The following is a 16,212-nucleotide window of genomic DNA, read 5'->3' on the forward strand; positions in this document are numbered from 1 at the left end:
GGGCTTCTCCTTCCAAAGGTTTCAGATTGACTTCGCAAATCAATCTTGGCACTCGATGCCGTGACCAGGAAGCGAGAAGTCCCTTCGCATTCATTTCGCTGCGCAAGGCACCCCATCAGCGGGAGCGTTGGACAGAGCATTGGTTGATCGGCCGGCACAAGAGCCGCGCCCACCGTGCACAGGGCATCGGGTGCTCCCCGCAGCGAAATAAAGGAGGAGGCGAAGCCGGGGGACATTCGCGGAGGGGAGTACCCGGTGGCCTGTGCACGCGCCCCGAACAACGCGAACAACAAAAACAACAGCGCCAAGAAACAAGACACCCCAAGCCCGGCACAAGCGGAACCCAAGAATGACCGACACCACCCGCACCCCCCAGCAAACCGCCGAGTACGTCCGCGACGGCATGTTCGCGAACGACAACGCCTCCAAGGGCCTCGGCATGCGCATCGTCGAGGTCGGCCCCGGCCAGGCCACGCTCGAGATGCGCGTGCGCACCGACATGCTCAACGGCCATGCCATCTGCCACGGCGGCTTCATGGCCACGCTGGCCGACTCCACCTTTGCCTTCGCGTGCAACTCGTACAACGAACTGACCGTGGCCTCGGGCTTCTCGATCGACTTCATCGCACCGGCACGCGAAGGCGACGTGCTCACCGCGCGCTGCTTCGAAGTGTCGAAGGCCGGCCGCACCGGCGTGTACGACACCGAGATCACCAACCAGCGCGGCGAGCGCATCGCCATGTTCCGCGGCCGTTCGTACACCGCCAAGGGCCGCCCCGCCGTTGCCGCCTGAGGAGACACAAGCCCATGACAGCCAGACACCCTGCCCCCGGCGAGCTCGAGCCCATCGAAACCGCGAGCCGCGACGAGATCACCGCGCTGCAGATCCAGCGCCTGCGCGCCACGCTGCAGCGCGCCTACGACCACGTGCCGCACTATCGCCGGGCCTTCGATGCCAAGGGCGTGCACCCTCATGACCTGAAGTCGCTGGCCGACCTCTCGAAGTTTCCGTTCACGGTGAAGACCGACCTGCGCGACAACTACCCCTTCGGCATGTTCGCCGTGCCGCGCGCGCAGGTGGCGCGCATCCATGCCTCGTCGGGCACCACCGGCAAGCCGACCGTGGTCGGCTACACGCTCAAGGACATCGACACCTGGGCCGACCTGGTCGCGCGCTCCATCCGCGCGGCGGGCGGCCGTGCCGGCGACATGGTGCACGTGTCGTACGGCTATGGCCTCTTCACCGGCGGCCTTGGCGCGCACTACGGCGCCGAGCGCGCGGGCTGCACCGTCATCCCGATGTCGGGCGGCCAGACCGAGAAGCAGGTGCAGCTGATCCAGGACTTCAAGCCCGACATCATCATGGTCACGCCCAGCTACATGCAGGTGATCATCGAGCAGTTCGAGCGCCAGGGCCTCGATGCCAAGGACAGCTCGCTCCGGATCGGCATCTTCGGCGCCGAGCCGTGGACCGAGGCCATGCGCCGCGACATCGAGGGCAAGGCCGGCCTCGATGCGGTCGACATCTACGGCCTGTCCGAAGTGATGGGCCCCGGCGTGGCCAGCGAATGCGTCGAGAGCAAGGACGGCCCCGTCATCTGGGAAGACCACTTCTACCCCGAGATCATCGACCCCGACACCGGCGAGCTCAAGGCCGACGGCGAGGAAGGCGAACTGGTCTTCACCTCGCTCAGCAAGGAGGCCATGCCGATCGTGCGCTACCGCACGCGCGACCTCACGCGCCTGTTGCCGCCCACTTCGCGTTCGTTCCGCCGCATGGGCAAGATCGTCGGGCGTAGCGACGACATGATGATCATCCGCGGCGTCAACGTCTTTCCCACGCAGGTGGAAGAGATCGTGCTCGCGCACAGCGCGCTCACCGGCCTCTACCAGGTACGCGTGAGCCGCGAAGGCCTGCTCGACCAGGTCGAGGTGCACTGCGAACTCACACCGCACGAGGCCGCCGCGGCCGACCGCAACGCCATCTCCGACTGGGTGCAGCAACGCGTGAAGACGCTCATCGGCATCTCCACCCGCGTGGTCGTGCACGGCCCCGACGAAATGGAACGCACGCAGACCGGCAAGGCCCGCCGCGTGATCGACACGCGCCCGCGCTGAGCCGCCCGCGCGCCCACACACCGCACAGAAAGGACACGCACATGTACACCCAGGCAATGGACACCATGGGCAAGGACGCAGGCGACGGCAAGCAGAAGAAAGCCGTGCGCTCCGCCGAGGAAATGCGGCTCGAGGAGCGCTTCGACGCGCACATCGACGCCGGCGACTTCATCGAGGCGAAGGACTGGATGCCCGAGCACTACCGCAAGACGCTGGTGCGCCAGATCAGCCAGCATGCGCATTCGGAGATCGTCGGCATGCTGCCCGAAGGCAACTGGATCGGCCGCGCGCCCACGCTCAAGCGCAAGGCCATCCTGCTGGCCAAGGTGCAGGACGAAGGCGGCCACGGGCTGTACCTGTACGCGGCCGCCGAAACGCTGGGCACCTCGCGCGACCAGATGTTCGACGCGCTGCACAGCGGTAAGGCCAAGTACAGCTCGATCTTCAACTACCCCACGCTCACCTGGGCCGACATGGGCACCATCGGCTGGCTGGTCGATGGCGCGGCCATCATGAACCAGGTGCCGATCTGCCGCTGCTCCTACGCACCGTATGCACGCGCCATGATCCGCATCTGCCGCGAGGAGAGCTTTCACCAGCGCCAGGGCTACGAAGCCCTGCTGACGATGATGACGCACGGCACCGAGGCGCAGAAGGCGATGGTGCAGGACGCGGTCAACCGCTGGTGGTGGCCCTCGGTCATGATGTTCGGCCCGCCGGACGACCAGTCGCCCAACAGCGCGCAGTCGATGCGCTGGGGCATCAAGCGCTTCAGCAACGACGAGCTGCGCCAGAAGTTCATCGACGCCGCCGTCGAGCAGGCCCGCATCCTCGGCGTGACCCTGCCCGACCCCGACCTCAAGTGGAACGAAGAGCGCCAGGCGCACGACTTCGGCGCCATCGACTGGAGCGAGTTCTGGCGCGTGATCGGCGGCGACGGCCCCTGCAACCGCGAACGCCTGCAAGCCCGCGTCGATGCCTGGGAAGAAGGCGCGTGGGTGCGCGAAGCCGCGATGGCCTACGCCAACAAGCAACCGATGAAGGAGGCCGCATGAGCGCCGATATCCAGCAAGAGTGGCCCTTGTGGGAAGTGTTCGTGCGCAGCAAGGCCGGTCTCGACCACAAGCATTGCGGCAGCCTGCATGCGGCCGATCCGAAGATGGCGATCCAGATGGCGCGCGACGTCTACACGCGCCGCCAGGAAGGCAGCAGCATCTGGGTGGTGCGCTCGGACCAGATCGTGGCGAGCGACCCGGGGGACAAGGACATGTTCTTCGATCCGGCGGAAGACAAGGTGTACCGGCATCCGACCTTCTACAAGTTGCCCAAGTCGGTCGATCACATGTGAGACCTCGATGAGCGCCCGCGAGTGGACTTTGAGTTGTCCCCTCTCCCTCCGGGAGAGGGCCAGGGTGAGGGTTGCCGGCCTTCGCCACCGACAGGTTTCCTCCACCGCCCACGCCCTCACCCCAACCCTCTCCCCAAGGGGAGAGGGAGCAAGACAGAGTTGGAGCCACTGAATGCAAGCCTCGATCGAACTGAACCGCACACCTCCCGTGCAATACCTGCTGCGCATAGGCGACACCTGCCTCGTGCTCGCGCAGCGCCTCGGCGAATGGTGCGGCCATGCGCCCGTGCTGGAAGAAGACATCGCCATGGCCAACATCGCGCTCGACCTCGTCGGCCAGGCCCGCGCGCTGCTCACGCACGCCGGCAAGCTCGAAGGCGCCGGCCGCGAACACGACGAAGACCAGCTCGCCTACCTGCGCGACGAGCGCGACTACTTCAACCTCACGCTGGTCGAGCTGCCGCGCGGCGACTTTGCCTTTGCCGTGGTGCGCAACACCATGGTCGCCACGCTGCTCAAGCTGCTGTGGCAGCGCCTTGCCGCATCGAGCGATGCCGAGGTGGCCGCCATCGCCGGCAAGGCCGTGAAGGAAGCGCGCTACCACCAGCAGCATTCAGGCGACTGGGTCGTGCGGCTCGGCGACGGCACCGACGAATCGCGCCGCCGCACGGAAAAGGCGCTGCAGCAGCTCTGGCTCTACATGCCCGAGCTGTTCGAGAGCGATGCGGTCGATGCGCAAGCCAGCGCAAGCGGCCTCGGCCCCGCATGGAGCGAACTGCGCGAACCGTGGCTCGCCGAGATGCAGCAGGTGCTCGACGCCGCCGGGCTCGCCATGCCGCAGGAGACCGCCTTCCGCAGCACCGGCAAGCAGGGCGTGCACAGCGAACACATGGGCTACATCCTGGCCGAGATGCAGCACCTGCAGCGCAGCTATCCTGGAGGCGTGTGGTGAGCACCGCCATTGCAACGCGCATCGACGCGGCCTGGGCCGTGCTGCACACCGTGCTCGACCCCGAGGTGCCGGCCGTGTCGGTCTGCGACCTGGGCATCGTGCGCGAGGTGATCGAACATGAGGACGGCCTGGAGATCGTGCTCACGCCGACCTACTCGGGCTGCCCCGCGACCGAGGCCATCGAGCACGACGTGCTGGCCGCCATCGAAAAGGCGGGCCTCGGCCGCGCACGCGCCACCCTGCGCCGCGCGCCCGCCTGGAGCAGCGACTGGATCAGCGAAGAAGGCCGCGCCAGGCTCAAGGCCTATGGCATTGCGCCGCCGGCCCACCTCACGCCCGAAGCCGCAGCCGGCACCGCCATGCCCATCCGCCTCTTCGGCCGCATCGCCGGCGGCGAACGCATTGCCTGCCCGCGCTGCGCGAGCGAGCACACCGAACGCCTCTCCGCCTTCGGCTCCACCGCCTGCAAGGCCCTGTATCGCTGCATGACTTGCCGCGAACCCTTCGAACACTTCAAGCCGATCTGAGCGATGAGCACCCTCTTCCATCCCCTGCGCGTGAAGACCGTCGAGCCCGACACTTCGGAAGCCGTCATCGTCTCGTTCGAAGTGCCGCCCGCGCTGCAGCAGGTCTTCGGCTTCACGCAGGGCCAGTACCTCACGCTGCGCCGCGACATCGACGGCCAGGACCTGCGCCGCTCCTATTCGATCTGCGCCGGCCTGGACGACGGCGAGCTCCGCGTGGGCGTGCGCAAGGTGCAGGGCGGCGTGTTCTCCAACTGGATCAACGCGCACCTGCAGCCCGGCGACACGGTGCAGGTGATGGCGCCGCAGGGCCGCTTCTTCGTGCCGATCGAGCCGGGCTCCGCACGGCACCACGTCGGCATTGCGGGCGGCAGCGGCATCACGCCGATCCTCTCGATCATGAAGACCGTGCTGGCGCGCGAACCGCTGAGCCGCTTCACGCTGATCTACGGCAACCGGCAGCTGCAGTCCACGATGTTCAAGGAAGAGATCGAGGACCTGAAGAACCGCTACATGACGCGGCTCGCGCTGCAGCTGGTGTTCTCCGACGAGCAGACGGATTCGCCGCTGGGCCGCGGCGTGATGAACCGCGAGAAGATCGGCGAATTCCTGAACACGCTGGTGCCGGCGGCCGGCATCGACCACGCCTACATCTGCGGCCCGTTCCAGATGAACGACGAGGCCGAGGCCGCGCTGCTGGCCGCGGGCGTGCCCGAGGAACGCATCCACATCGAGCGCTTCGGCGTTGCGCTGCCTTCGGCCGCGTCGGCGGGCCAGGTGGGTGCGGTGGTGCACGAAGCGCTGCCCGGCGATGCCAAGCAGGCGCGCATCACCATCGTGCGCGACGGGCTGCAGCGCGAGATCACTTTCACCGAAGGGCAGCCGAGCATCCTCGATGCGGCGTCGGCCGCCGGGCTCGAAGTGCCGTTCTCCTGCACATCCGGCGTGTGCGGCACCTGTCGCGCGAAGCTGGTGGAGGGGGAAGTCCGCATGGAAAGAAACTTCGCGCTCGACAAGAATGAAGTAGCCGCGGGATTCGTGCTGACCTGCCAGGCCCACCCTCTCACAGAGCGCGTCACCTTGTCCTTCGACGAGCGTTGACGCCACAACGATTTTTCAACCCGGAGACAAGTCCAAAATGAAATTTTTCTTCAAGCCCCTGCTGATCGCCGCGCTGTGCGCCACCGCCGCCGCGGCCTGGGCCGACGTCAATGTGGGCGTGACGCTGTCGGCCACCGGCCCGGCCGCCTCGCTCGGCATTCCCGAGAAGAACACCATTGCGCTGATGCCCAAGACCATCGGCGGCCAGAAGATCAACTACATCGTGCTGGACGACGCCTCGGACACCACGGCCGCGGTGGCCAACACGCGCAAGCTCATCGCCGAGAACAAGGTCGACATCGTGCTGGGCTCGACCACCACGCCCAACTCGCTCGCGATGATCGACGTGGTGAGCGAAGCCAAGACGCCGATGATCTCCATTGCCGCGTCGGCCCGCATCGTCGAGCCCATGGATGCCAAGAAGCAGTGGGTCTTCAAGACGCCGCAGAACGACATCATGATGTCGCTCGCCATTGCCGAGCACATGGCCGCGAGCGGCGTGAAGACGGTGGCCTTCATCGGCTTTTCCGATGCGTACGGCGAGGGCTGGTCGCAGGAATTCGCCAAGGCGGCGGAGCTGAAGAAGCTCAAGATCGTGGCCAACGAGCGCTATGCGCGCACCGACACCTCGGTGACCGGCCAGGCGCTGAAGATCATGGCCGCCAAGGCCGATGCGGTGCTGGTCGCGGGCTCGGGCACGCCGGCCGCGCTGCCGCAGAAGACGCTCAAGGAGCGCGGCTACACCGGCAAGATGTACCAGACGCACGGCGTGGCCAATGCCGACTTCCTGCGCGTCGGCGGCAAGGACGTGGAAGGCACCTTCCTGCCTGCCGGTCCGGTGCTGGTGGCCGAGCAGCTGCCCGCGAGCCATCCGGTGAAGAAATCGGCCTTGGCCTACGTCACGGCCTACGAGGCCGCGAACGGCAAGAACTCGGTGTCGACCTTCGGCGCGCACGCCTGGGACGCGGGCCTCTTGATGACCTCGGCCGTGCCGGTGGCGCTCAAGAAGGCGCAGCCCGGCACGCCCGAGTTCCGCGCCGCGCTGCGCGACGCGCTCGAGCAGGTCAAGGAAGTGTCGGGCGCGCATGGCGTGTTCAACATGACTGCCAATGACCATCTGGGCCTGGACCAGCGTGCACGCGTGATGGTCAAGATCGAGAACGGCGCCTGGAAATACCAACCCTGATCGCAGGTCTTGCTCCCTCCCCTCCCGGGGGAGGGTCGGGGTGGGGGCTCGCGCCGGACACTGATTCGACACACGGGCAAGGCCCGAAGGTTTTTCTATGGATCTGCAGATCGCCCTGCTTCTGGGGCAGGACGGCATCGTGAACGGTGCCGTCTACGGATTGATGGCGCTCGCGCTGGTGCTGGTGTTCTCGGTCACGCGCGTCATCTTCATTCCCCAGGGCGAGTTCGTCGCCTTCGGGGCGCTCTCGATGGCGGTGCTGCAGGCCGGCCGCGTGCCGGCCACGCTGTGGCTGCTGCTCGCGCTGGCGGCGATGGTGCTGGTGGTCGAGTTCTGGCGCTGGAAGCGCGGCGCGGTGGTCGACTGGGCCTCCGCGCTCGCATGGTGCGTGGTGCTGCCGCTGGCCGCGGCCGCGCTGGTGCTGCTGCTCAAGCCCACGTCGATGGCGGGCCAGGCGCTCGCCACGCTGCTGCTCATCATGCCGCTCGGGCCGCTGCTCTATCGCCTGGCCTACCGGCCACTGGCCAGCGCCAACGTGCTGATGCTGCTGATCGTTTCCGTCGCGCTGCATGGCGTGCTGGTGGGCCTGGGCCTCCTGTTCTTCGGTGCCGAGGGCTATCGCACCACGGCATTCTCCGAGGAGCGCTTTGACATCGGCGGCATCCCGGTCGGCGGGCAGTCGCTGGTGGTGGTTGGCGTCACGCTGCTGCTGGTGCTTGCAATGTTTCTTTTCTTCGGCCGCTCGATGATCGGCAAGGCGCTGCGCGCCACCGCCATCAACCGCGTGGGCGCGCGGCTGTCGGGCATTCCGACGGAGCTCTCGGGCGACCTGAGCTTTGCGCTTGCGGCGCTCATCGGCGCGGTCTCGGGCCTGCTGATTGCGCCGCTCACCACGGTGTACTACGACACCGGCTTCCTGATCGGGCTGAAAGGCTTCGTCGCCGCCATCGTGGGCGGGCTGGCGAGCTATCCGCTGGCGCTCGCGGGCGCGCTGCTGGTCGGGCAGCTCGAGGCCTTTGCCTCGTTCTGGGCCAGTCCGTTCAAGGAGGTGCTGGTGTTCACGCTGATCATTCCGGTGCTGTGGTGGCGTTCACTGCACAGCCACCATGTGGAGGACGAGGAATGAACAACACCCCGTCCAGCACCACTGCAACCGCCGCCGCACCGGCCGGCCGCGCGCTGGTCACGCCCCGGCAGCTGACGCTCGCCTGCGTGGCGGCGCTGGCCCTCGCCTGGGGCTTCCTGCCGGAGTTCACGGTCTCGGTCCTCAGCAACATCGGGCTCTATGCGCTGGTCGCGGCCGGGCTGGTGATGCTCACCGGCGTGGGCGGCATGACCTCCTTCGGCCAGGCCGCATTCGTCGGCATGGGTGCCTACGCCACCGCGTGGATCTGCACCTCGCCCATGGCCGCCGCATGGCTGGGCGGCGCCGTGGGCCCCGCGCTGCTGCCGTGGGCCGGGCTGATGCTCGGCCTCGCCTTCACCTTTGCGCTGGCCTGGGCGCTGGGCGCGGTCACGCTCAAGCTGCAGGGCCACTACCTGCCGCTGTGCACCATCGCCTGGGGCCTGAGCCTGTACTACCTGCTCGGCAACATGGACTTCCTCGGCGGGCAGACGGGCATCACCGGCGTGCCGCCATTGGTGATTGCCGGCTACTCGCTGGCCACGCCGCGCGCGCTGGGCGTGGTGATCTGGGCCGTGCTGCTGCTCGCGCTATGGGCCATGCACAACCTGCTCGACTCGCGCGAAGGCCGGGCCATCCGCGCGCTCAAGGGCGGGCGGCTGATGGCCGAGTCGATGGGCGTGGACACGGCGCGCCACCGCGTGAAGCTGTTCGTGCTGGCTGCGCTGCTGGCGGCCGTCTCGGGCTGGCTCTATGCGCACCTGCAGCGCTTCGTGAATCCGACGCCCTTCAACCTGAACATCGGCATCGAGCTGCTGTTCATGGCGGTGGTCGGTGGCGCGGGCCACCTGTGGGGTGCGGTGCTGGGCGCCGCGCTCATCACGCTGCTGAAGGAAAAGCTGCAGGACGTGCTGCCATCGCTGCTGGGCAGCAGCGGAAACTTCGAAGTGATCGTGTTCGGCCTGCTCATGCTGTTCGTGCTGCAGCGCTTCGCGGACGGCCTGTGGCCCACGCTCGCGCGCATCGCGAGCCGCTGGGTGCGCCCACATGCCCCGGCCGCGAGCCATACCGCGCCGGCCGTGCAGCTCGCGCAGCGCAACCTGCCCGCCCGGGGCGAGGTGCTGCTGCAGGCCACCAAGGTCAGCAAGCGCTTCGGCGGCCTGGTGGCCAACAACGACATCTCGATGACGCTGAAGGCCGGCGAGATCCATGCGCTGATCGGACCGAACGGCGCGGGCAAGAGCACCTTCTTCAACATGGTCTCGGGCGTGGACGATCCGAGCGCCGGCGAAGTGCGGCTCGCGGGCCAGCCGATGACGGCCAGGCCCTCGCGCGTGTTCGCCGCGCTGGGCCTGGGCCGCACCTTCCAGCATGTGCGCCTGCTCGGGCAGCGCAGCGTGGCCGAGAACGTGGCGCTCGGCGCCCACCTGCGCGCCAGGCGCGGCTGGCTCGCCGCGATGCTGCGGCTGGACCGCGCCGAGGAAGCCGCACTGATGGCCGAGGCGCGCCGCCAGATCGAGCGCTGCGGCCTCGGCGCGCATGCCGACACGCCGGCCGCATCGCTCTCGCTGGGCCAGCAGCGCGTGGTCGAGATTGCACGCGCGCTGGCCGGCCAGCCTTCGGTGCTGCTGCTCGACGAGCCCGCCGCGGGCCTGCGCCACCTTGAGAAGCGCGCGCTTTCGGTGCTGCTGGACCAGCTGCGCGCCGAAGGCCTGGGCATCCTCGTGGTGGAGCACGACATGGAATTCGTGATGAACCTGGCCGACCGCATCACGGTGCTTGAATTCGGCACCGTGATCGCCACCGGCACGCCGGCCGAAGTGCAGGCCAATCCGCGCGTGCTCGAAGCCTACCTGGGCGGTGCCGACGACGAACTGCTGGAGGACGCAAGATGAGCACGCCCATCCTCCAACTCGACGGCTTCTGCGTCGCCTACCGCAGCGTCGAGGCGGTGCACAGCGTGCAGCTGCATGTGAACGAAGGCGAGATCGTCACCGTGATCGGCCCCAACGGCGCCGGCAAGACCACGCTGCTGTGCGCGGCGATGGGGCTCCTGCCTTCCACCGGCGCGCTCATGCTGCACGGCGAGCGCATCGCGCGCCCGAGCGTCGAGACCATGGTGGCGCGCGGCGTGGCGCTGGTGCCCGAGCGGCGCGAGCTGTTCGGCGAGATGTCGGTCGAGGACAACCTGCTGCTCGGCGGCTTCTACCAGTGGCGCAAGGGCAAGCGCGACCAGCGTGCGCGCATGGAAGAGGTGTTCGAGATCTTCCCGCGGCTGCGCGAACGCAAGCCGCAGCTGGCTTCGACGCTCTCGGGCGGCGAACGCCAGATGCTGGCCATCGGCCGCGCGCTGATGGCGCGGCCCCGCCTGCTGATGCTCGACGAGCCATCGCTGGGCCTGGCGCCGCTGGTGGTGCGCGAAGTGCTGCGCGTGGTCTCGCAATTGCGAAGCCATGGCGTCTCGGTGCTGCTGGTGGAGCAGAACGCACGCGCCGCCCTGCAGGTGGCCGACCGGGCCTATGTGCTCGAGATGGGCGCCGTCGCGCTCGAAGGCCATGCACGCGAATTGATGCACGACCAGAGAATCATCGACACCTACCTGGGCATCGGAAAGAAGGAATGACCCCTGCCTTTCTCCCTCCCCTTCCGGGGGAGGGTTGGGGTGGGGGCGAGCGGCGCTTGACAGAGCACTGCGCCGAACGAACGCCACTTGCCCCCATCCCTACCTTCCCCCGGAAGGGGAAGGAGCAATACCAAGACAGCGAAAGGACATCACCATGACCACCCTTCAAAGCTACATCGCCGGCCGCTGGATCGGCCAGCAGGGCGCGCAGCAGCTGCGCAGCGCCGTCAACGGCCAGCCCGTGGCCAGCACGCACGCCGAAGCCATCGACTTTTCCGAGGCGCTCGCCCATGCGCGCCGCGTCGGCCTGCCGGCGCTGATGGCGCTCGACTTCCAGCAGCGCGCCGAGCGGCTGAAGGCGCTGGCCAAGCACCTGGCGGCCCACAAGGAAACGCTCTACGCGGTCTCGGCCCACACGGGCGCCACGCGCACCGACAGCTGGATCGACATCGAAGGCGGCGCCGGCACGCTCGCTGCCTATGCCGGCATCGGCAGCAACGAGCTGCCCTCGGGCAACCTGGTGCACGAAGGCCCGGCCTTTGCGCTCGGCAAGAAGGGCGGCTTTGCGGGCACGCACATCCTGGTGCCGCGCGGCGGCGTGGCGGTGCACATCAACGCCTTCAACTTTCCGGTGTGGGGCCTGCTCGAGAAATTCGCACCCAGCTTTCTCGCGGGCATGCCCTGCATCGGCAAGCCGGCCACGGCCACCAGCTATCTCACCGAGGCGCTGGTGCGGCTCATCGTGCAGTCGGGCATCCTGCCCGAGGGCAGCCTGCAGCTGGTCGTGGGCGGCACGGGCGACCTGCTCGACCGGCTCGAAGGGGCCGACGTGGTCACCTTCACCGGCTCGGCCGACACCGCCGCCAGGCTGCGCGTACACCCGAACCTGGTGCGCCACTCGATCCCGTTCAACGCCGAGGCCGACTCGCTCAACTGCGCGATCCTCGCGCCCGACGTGACGCCGGGCGACGAGGAGTTCGACCTGTTCGTGAAGGAAGTGGCGCGCGAAATGACCGTCAAGGCCGGCCAGAAGTGCACCGCCATCCGGCGCGCGATCGTGCCGCGCCAGCATCTCGATGCGGTGGCCGAACGCCTTCGCGCGCGGCTGGCCAAGACCGTCATCGGCGATCCCTCGCGCGAAGAGGTGCGCATGGGCGCCCTCGCCTCGCATGCGCAGCAGGCCGACGTAGCCGAGCGCGTCGCCACGCTGCTGCAGGGCGCCGAGCTGGTGTACGGCGAGCGCGACGGCTTCTCGCCGGTGGGCGACGGCGTGGCCGGAGGTGCCTTCTTCGCGCCCACGCTGCTCCTGAGCCGGAAGCCCCTCGAGCACGACGCCGCGCACGATGTCGAAGCCTTCGGCCCCGTCAGCACGCTGATGCCTTATGACAGTGCTGACGGCATCGACGAAGCCCTGGCGCTGGCCGCGCGCGGGCGCGGCAGCCTGGTCGGCACGCTGGTCACGCGCGACCCGGCCATCGCGGCCAGGGCCATTCCGGTGGCCGCCGCATGGCATGGCCGCCTGCTGGTGCTCGACCGCGAGGCCGCGGCCGAATCGACCGGCCACGGCTCGCCGCTGCCGCAGCTCAAGCATGGCGGCCCGGGCCGCGCGGGCGGCGGCGAAGAGCTCGGCGGCCTGCGCGCCGTGAAGCACTACCTGCAGCGCGCCGCGGTGCAGGGCTCGCCCACCATGCTGGCCGCGATCACCGGCGAACACGTGCGCGGCGCGGCCGTGCGCGAGAGCGAGGTGCACCCGTTCCGCCGCCACTTCGAAGACCTGCGCATCGGCGACTCGCTGCTCACGCACCGCCGCACCGTCGGCGAGGCCGACATCGTGGCCTTCGGCGGCATCTCGGGCGACTATTTCTACATGCACTTCGACGAGGTGGCGGCCAGGGAGTCGCCGTTCGGCAAACGCATCGCGCACGGCTACTTCGTGCTGTCGGCCGCGGCGGGCCTGTTCGTGTCGCCCGCGCCGGGCCCGGTGCTTGCCAACTACGGCCTCGACACGCTGCGCTTCGTCAAGCCCGTGGGCATCGGCGACACCATCCGCGCACGCCTCACTTGCAAGCGCAAGATCGACCGCAACAGGAAGGACGCGAGCGGCCAGGGACAGGGCGTGGTGGCCTGGGACGTGGAGGTGACGAACCAGGACGGCGAGCTGGTCGCGAGCTACGATATCCTGACCCTCGTCTCCAAGAAACCAGAAACCACCTGATGTTCGATCTCACAGGAAAAGCAGCGCTCGTCACCGGCGGCAACGGCGGCATCGGCCTGGGCATGGCGCAGGGGCTGGCCAAGGCCGGCGCCCGCGTCGTCATTGCCGCGCGCAACATGCAGAAGTCGGCCGCCGCGGTCGAGGCGCTCCGGGCCCTGGGCAGCGACAGCTTCGCGCTCGAAGTCGACGTGGCCGACGAAGCCTCGGTGCAGAAGGCGGTCGATGAAGCAGCCGCGCGCTGCGGCCGCCTCGACATCCTCGTCAACAACGCCGGCACCACCGTGCGCAAGCCCGTCGACCAGCTCGCGCTGGACGAATGGCGCCTGGTGCTGGACACCAACCTGACCAGCGCCTTTCTCTGCAGCCGTGCTGCGCATCCGCACCTGAAGGCGGCCGGCGGCGGCAAGATCATCAACATCGGCTCGATGATGTCGATCTTCGGCGCGCCCTACGCACCCGCCTATGCCGCGAGCAAGGCGGGCATCGTGCAGCTCACCAAGTCGACCGCGCTTTCGTGGGCGGCCGACAACATCCAGGTCAATGCCATCTTGCCGGGCTGGTTCGAGACCGAGCTGACCGACGGCGCCCGCAGCCAGATCCCGGGTCTCTATGACCGCGTGGTGGCCCGCGCCGCTGCCGGGCGCTGGGGCCAGCCGGCCGACATCGCCGGCACCGCGGTGTTCCTTGCGAGCGCTGCTTCCGACTACGTGACCGGCACCGCGATCCCGGTCGACGGCGGATTCTCCATCTCTGGCTGAAGCCGGGCGGCCCGTGTAAATTCGGCCGCCATGCTTGCCTGGTTCCAGATCTTTCTTTTCGTCGCCGGTACGGCCGCGCTGCTGTACGTTTCGCGCGGCCCGCTGCGCCAGCCCGGCTCGCATGGCTTCTACCGCTTCTTCGCGTGGGAATGCATGCTGGCGCTGATCATCGTGAACCTGCCGGTGTGGCATGTGGACCCGCTGTCGTTCACCCAGCTGCTGTCCTGCGTATTCCTCGCGCTGTCGATCTGGCTGCCGATCCATGCGGTGAAACTGCTCAAGGCCCACGGCAAGCCGACCGAGGCGCGCAGCGACGATCCGGCGCTCTACGGTTTCGAGAAGACCTCTTCCATTGTTTCGACCGGCGCCTTCCGCTACATCCGCCACCCGATGTACACGGCGCTCATGCTGCTGGCCTGGGGCGCCTTCCTCAAACAGTTCACCTGGCTCACGCTGGCGCTGGTAGTGGCGGCCACGGTGCTGCTGTTCCTCACGGCCCTGAGCGACGAGAAGGAATGCATCGCGCACTTCGGCGACGACTACCGCGAATACATGCGCGGCACGCGGCGCTTCATTCCGTTCGTGCTGTAGCAGCCCAGCCCATGCCCTCCCCCAAAAGCACGGCCTTTCCCTCTGCCACGCAGGCCGCGCTGCTGTTCCTCGCGGTGTTTCTCTGCGAATTCGTCATTGGCGCGGCGCTGCGCGATGCCAATCGCTGGCTCGGCCTGAACGGCATGCAGCTCGGCGTGCTGTCGGCGGTGCTGGGCAACGGCTGCGTGTTCGCCGTGGTCATGCACCAGCAGAAGCTCAGCTACCGCGAACTCTTCCACCAGTCGCCGGCTTCCGCCCGCGCCACCCTGATGCTGGTCGTGCCGCCCGTGCTGCTGCTCGTGCCGGGGCTGATGGTGGTGATGAGCGCCGTGCTCAACCTGCTGATTCTCATCGCGCCGCTTTCCGCCTGGGAGGAGTCGATGTTCAGCCGCATGGCCGACGGCAGCGTCGCGGCCACCCTGGCCGTGTGCCTGATGGCGCCGCTGCTCGAGGAAATGCTGTTCCGCGGCATCGTGCTGCGCGGGTTCTTGCTGCGCTATTCGCGCTGGCAGGCCATCGTGGGCTCGGCGCTGCTCTTTGGCGCCGCGCACCTGAACATCTACCAGTTCGTCGTGGGCCTGGTGATGGGCACCGTGCTCGGATGGCTCTATGAGCGCAGCCGCTCGCTCATCCCGTGCATCGCGCTGCACGCGGCCTACAACAGCGGCACGATCTTCATCGGCGACTGGCCGGATGGCAGCTCGACGGCGGACACGGCGTGGGCCTTGCTGCTCGTCTTTATCGCGGGCCTGTGCGGCGTGCTCGCATTGCGCCGCATGCTGGTGGTACCGGTCGCGCGCAACCCCGTTCCCTGAAACGGGAGCCGGCCACGCGCGGCAAGGCTAGCGGGGCACGGGTGCCAGCGGCCGCGCATCGATGGCCTCGCCATCGACGATGAAATGCCCGCCCGCCACGTGATGCAGCGTGCGCAGCTCGTCATGCCCGGTGAAGTTCCATCGGCCGTCGGCGAACACGCGCGCATCGGCCTGCGCCGCGATCACCTCGCCCAGGAACAGGTCGTAGCGCTGCTGGATCGGCGGCTCGGGCAGCAGGCGGCATTCGAGCCAGGCCGCGCAGCCTTCCAGCAGCGGCGCCTCGGTTGCAACGCCCGCGAAGGTCTGCAGGCCATAGGCCGCGAACTTGTCGTGCCCGTCGCGCTCCACGATCTCGCGGCCCGAGCTGTTGCCCAGCGCATCGGTGAGATCGAGCTGCGCCCGCGTGGGCACCTGCAGCGCGAAGCTGCCCGCGCCTTCGAGCAGCACGCGCGTCCAGGTGCTCTTGTCGAGCACCACCGCCACCTTGGGCGGATCGAAATCCAGCGGCATTGCCCACGCCGCAGCCATGATGTTGCGCTGGCCGCCATGCGCCGCACTCACGAGGACGGTGGGGCCGTGGTTGAGCAGGCGGTAGGCCTTGGCGAGGGGGACCGGGCGGCGGTGGAAAGACGAAGGCTGGGCCGGGGAGTCGGAAAGCGGTGTGGAATGGGCCATGCGCCAGCATGCCACGCCTTCTGCGCGCGCGCTTGGCGCCGCTGTTCGGCTTGGCGTTGTTCGGCTTGGCGCTGTTGTTCGGGGCGCGCTCCCGCCGACGGGGTCCCTTGCTCCGCGAATGTCCTCCGGCCTTCGGCCTCCCCCTTGATTTCGCTGCGCAAGGCACCCCATCAGCGGGAGCGT

16 protein-coding genes are annotated in these 16,212 nt (G+C 68.3%); 15 read left to right on the forward strand and 1 reads right to left on the reverse strand.

Annotation, left to right across the window (positions count from 1 at the left end; genetic code table 11):
* The first annotated feature begins 349 nt into the window (after window positions 1-349).
* The 15 genes from paaI (at window position 350) to AC1DMS_RS06050 (ending at window position 15,354) form a co-directional block, all read left to right on the forward strand.
* On the forward strand, window positions 350-793 hold the full coding sequence (paaI, locus tag AC1DMS_RS05980; RefSeq protein WP_278881040.1) for a hydroxyphenylacetyl-CoA thioesterase PaaI: 444 nt from the start codon (window positions 350-352) through the stop codon (window positions 791-793).
* Window positions 794-807: 14 nt separating this feature from the next.
* Entirely contained in the window at window positions 808-2,118 is a 1,311-nt protein-coding gene (gene paaK, locus AC1DMS_RS05985; RefSeq protein WP_478180811.1) for a phenylacetate--CoA ligase PaaK, read from the forward strand.
* Window positions 2,119-2,159: 41 nt separating this feature from the next.
* Window positions 2,160-3,173, forward strand: coding sequence for a 1,2-phenylacetyl-CoA epoxidase subunit PaaA (gene paaA / locus AC1DMS_RS05990; protein ID WP_436301397.1), 1,014 nt, complete (start codon window positions 2,160-2,162; stop codon window positions 3,171-3,173).
* Window positions 3,170-3,466, forward strand: coding sequence for a 1,2-phenylacetyl-CoA epoxidase subunit PaaB (paaB, locus tag AC1DMS_RS05995; protein WP_012746383.1), 297 nt, complete (start codon window positions 3,170-3,172; stop codon window positions 3,464-3,466). The genes paaA and paaB overlap by 4 nt, the downstream gene beginning before the upstream one ends.
* A 172-nt stretch (window positions 3,467-3,638) precedes the next feature.
* Entirely contained in the window at window positions 3,639-4,418 is a 780-nt protein-coding gene (gene paaC, locus AC1DMS_RS06000; protein WP_478180812.1) for a 1,2-phenylacetyl-CoA epoxidase subunit PaaC, read from the forward strand.
* Window positions 4,412-4,945, forward strand: coding sequence for a 1,2-phenylacetyl-CoA epoxidase subunit PaaD (gene paaD / locus AC1DMS_RS06005; RefSeq protein WP_423838448.1), 534 nt, complete (start codon window positions 4,412-4,414; stop codon window positions 4,943-4,945). The genes paaC and paaD overlap by 7 nt, the downstream gene beginning before the upstream one ends.
* Window positions 4,946-4,948: 3 nt before the next feature.
* Window positions 4,949-6,043 carry a 1,2-phenylacetyl-CoA epoxidase subunit PaaE gene (gene paaE / locus AC1DMS_RS06010; protein ID WP_278881047.1) on the forward strand — a complete coding sequence of 365 codons (1,095 nt, stop codon included), beginning with the start codon at window positions 4,949-4,951 and terminating at the stop codon, window positions 6,041-6,043.
* A 37-nt stretch (window positions 6,044-6,080) separates the two neighbouring features.
* Complete coding sequence (locus AC1DMS_RS06015) at window positions 6,081-7,229, forward strand: ABC transporter substrate-binding protein (RefSeq protein WP_192323016.1); 1,149 nt, start codon at window positions 6,081-6,083, stop codon at window positions 7,227-7,229.
* 97 nt (window positions 7,230-7,326) lie between these two features.
* Window positions 7,327-8,355 carry a branched-chain amino acid ABC transporter permease gene (locus tag AC1DMS_RS06020; protein WP_012746378.1) on the forward strand — a complete coding sequence of 343 codons (1,029 nt, stop codon included), beginning with the start codon at window positions 7,327-7,329 and terminating at the stop codon, window positions 8,353-8,355.
* Entirely contained in the window at window positions 8,352-10,247 is a 1,896-nt protein-coding gene (locus AC1DMS_RS06025) for a branched-chain amino acid ABC transporter ATP-binding protein/permease (protein WP_478180813.1), read from the forward strand. The genes AC1DMS_RS06020 and AC1DMS_RS06025 overlap by 4 nt, the downstream gene beginning before the upstream one ends.
* Complete coding sequence (locus AC1DMS_RS06030) at window positions 10,244-10,975, forward strand: ABC transporter ATP-binding protein (RefSeq protein ID WP_478180814.1); 732 nt, start codon at window positions 10,244-10,246, stop codon at window positions 10,973-10,975. Before AC1DMS_RS06025 ends, AC1DMS_RS06030 begins: the two co-directional genes overlap by 4 nt.
* 154 nt (window positions 10,976-11,129) lie before the next feature.
* Window positions 11,130-13,190 carry a phenylacetic acid degradation bifunctional protein PaaZ gene (paaZ, locus tag AC1DMS_RS06035; RefSeq protein ID WP_478180815.1) on the forward strand — a complete coding sequence of 687 codons (2,061 nt, stop codon included), beginning with the start codon at window positions 11,130-11,132 and terminating at the stop codon, window positions 13,188-13,190.
* Window positions 13,190-13,948: an SDR family NAD(P)-dependent oxidoreductase gene (locus AC1DMS_RS06040; RefSeq protein ID WP_018906485.1), complete on the forward strand. Its 759-nt coding sequence runs from the start codon at window positions 13,190-13,192 to the stop codon at window positions 13,946-13,948. Before paaZ ends, AC1DMS_RS06040 begins: the two co-directional genes overlap by 1 nt.
* Before the next feature lie 30 nt (window positions 13,949-13,978).
* Entirely contained in the window at window positions 13,979-14,539 is a 561-nt protein-coding gene (locus AC1DMS_RS06045; RefSeq protein WP_436042733.1) for a methyltransferase family protein, read from the forward strand.
* Between the two features lie 11 nt (window positions 14,540-14,550).
* On the forward strand, window positions 14,551-15,354 hold the full coding sequence (locus tag AC1DMS_RS06050) for a lysostaphin resistance A-like protein (protein ID WP_478180816.1): 804 nt from the start codon (window positions 14,551-14,553) through the stop codon (window positions 15,352-15,354).
* A 27-nt stretch (window positions 15,355-15,381) separates the two neighbouring features.
* Here AC1DMS_RS06050 and AC1DMS_RS06055 read toward each other — a convergent pair whose 3' ends face one another.
* Window positions 15,382-16,029, reverse strand: a complete 648-nt coding sequence (locus AC1DMS_RS06055; protein ID WP_478180817.1) for a flavin reductase family protein — start codon at window positions 16,027-16,029, stop codon at window positions 15,382-15,384.
* Between the last annotated feature and the right edge of the window lie 183 nt (window positions 16,030-16,212).

The organism is Variovorax sp. 05T418, from assembly GCF_056396385.1.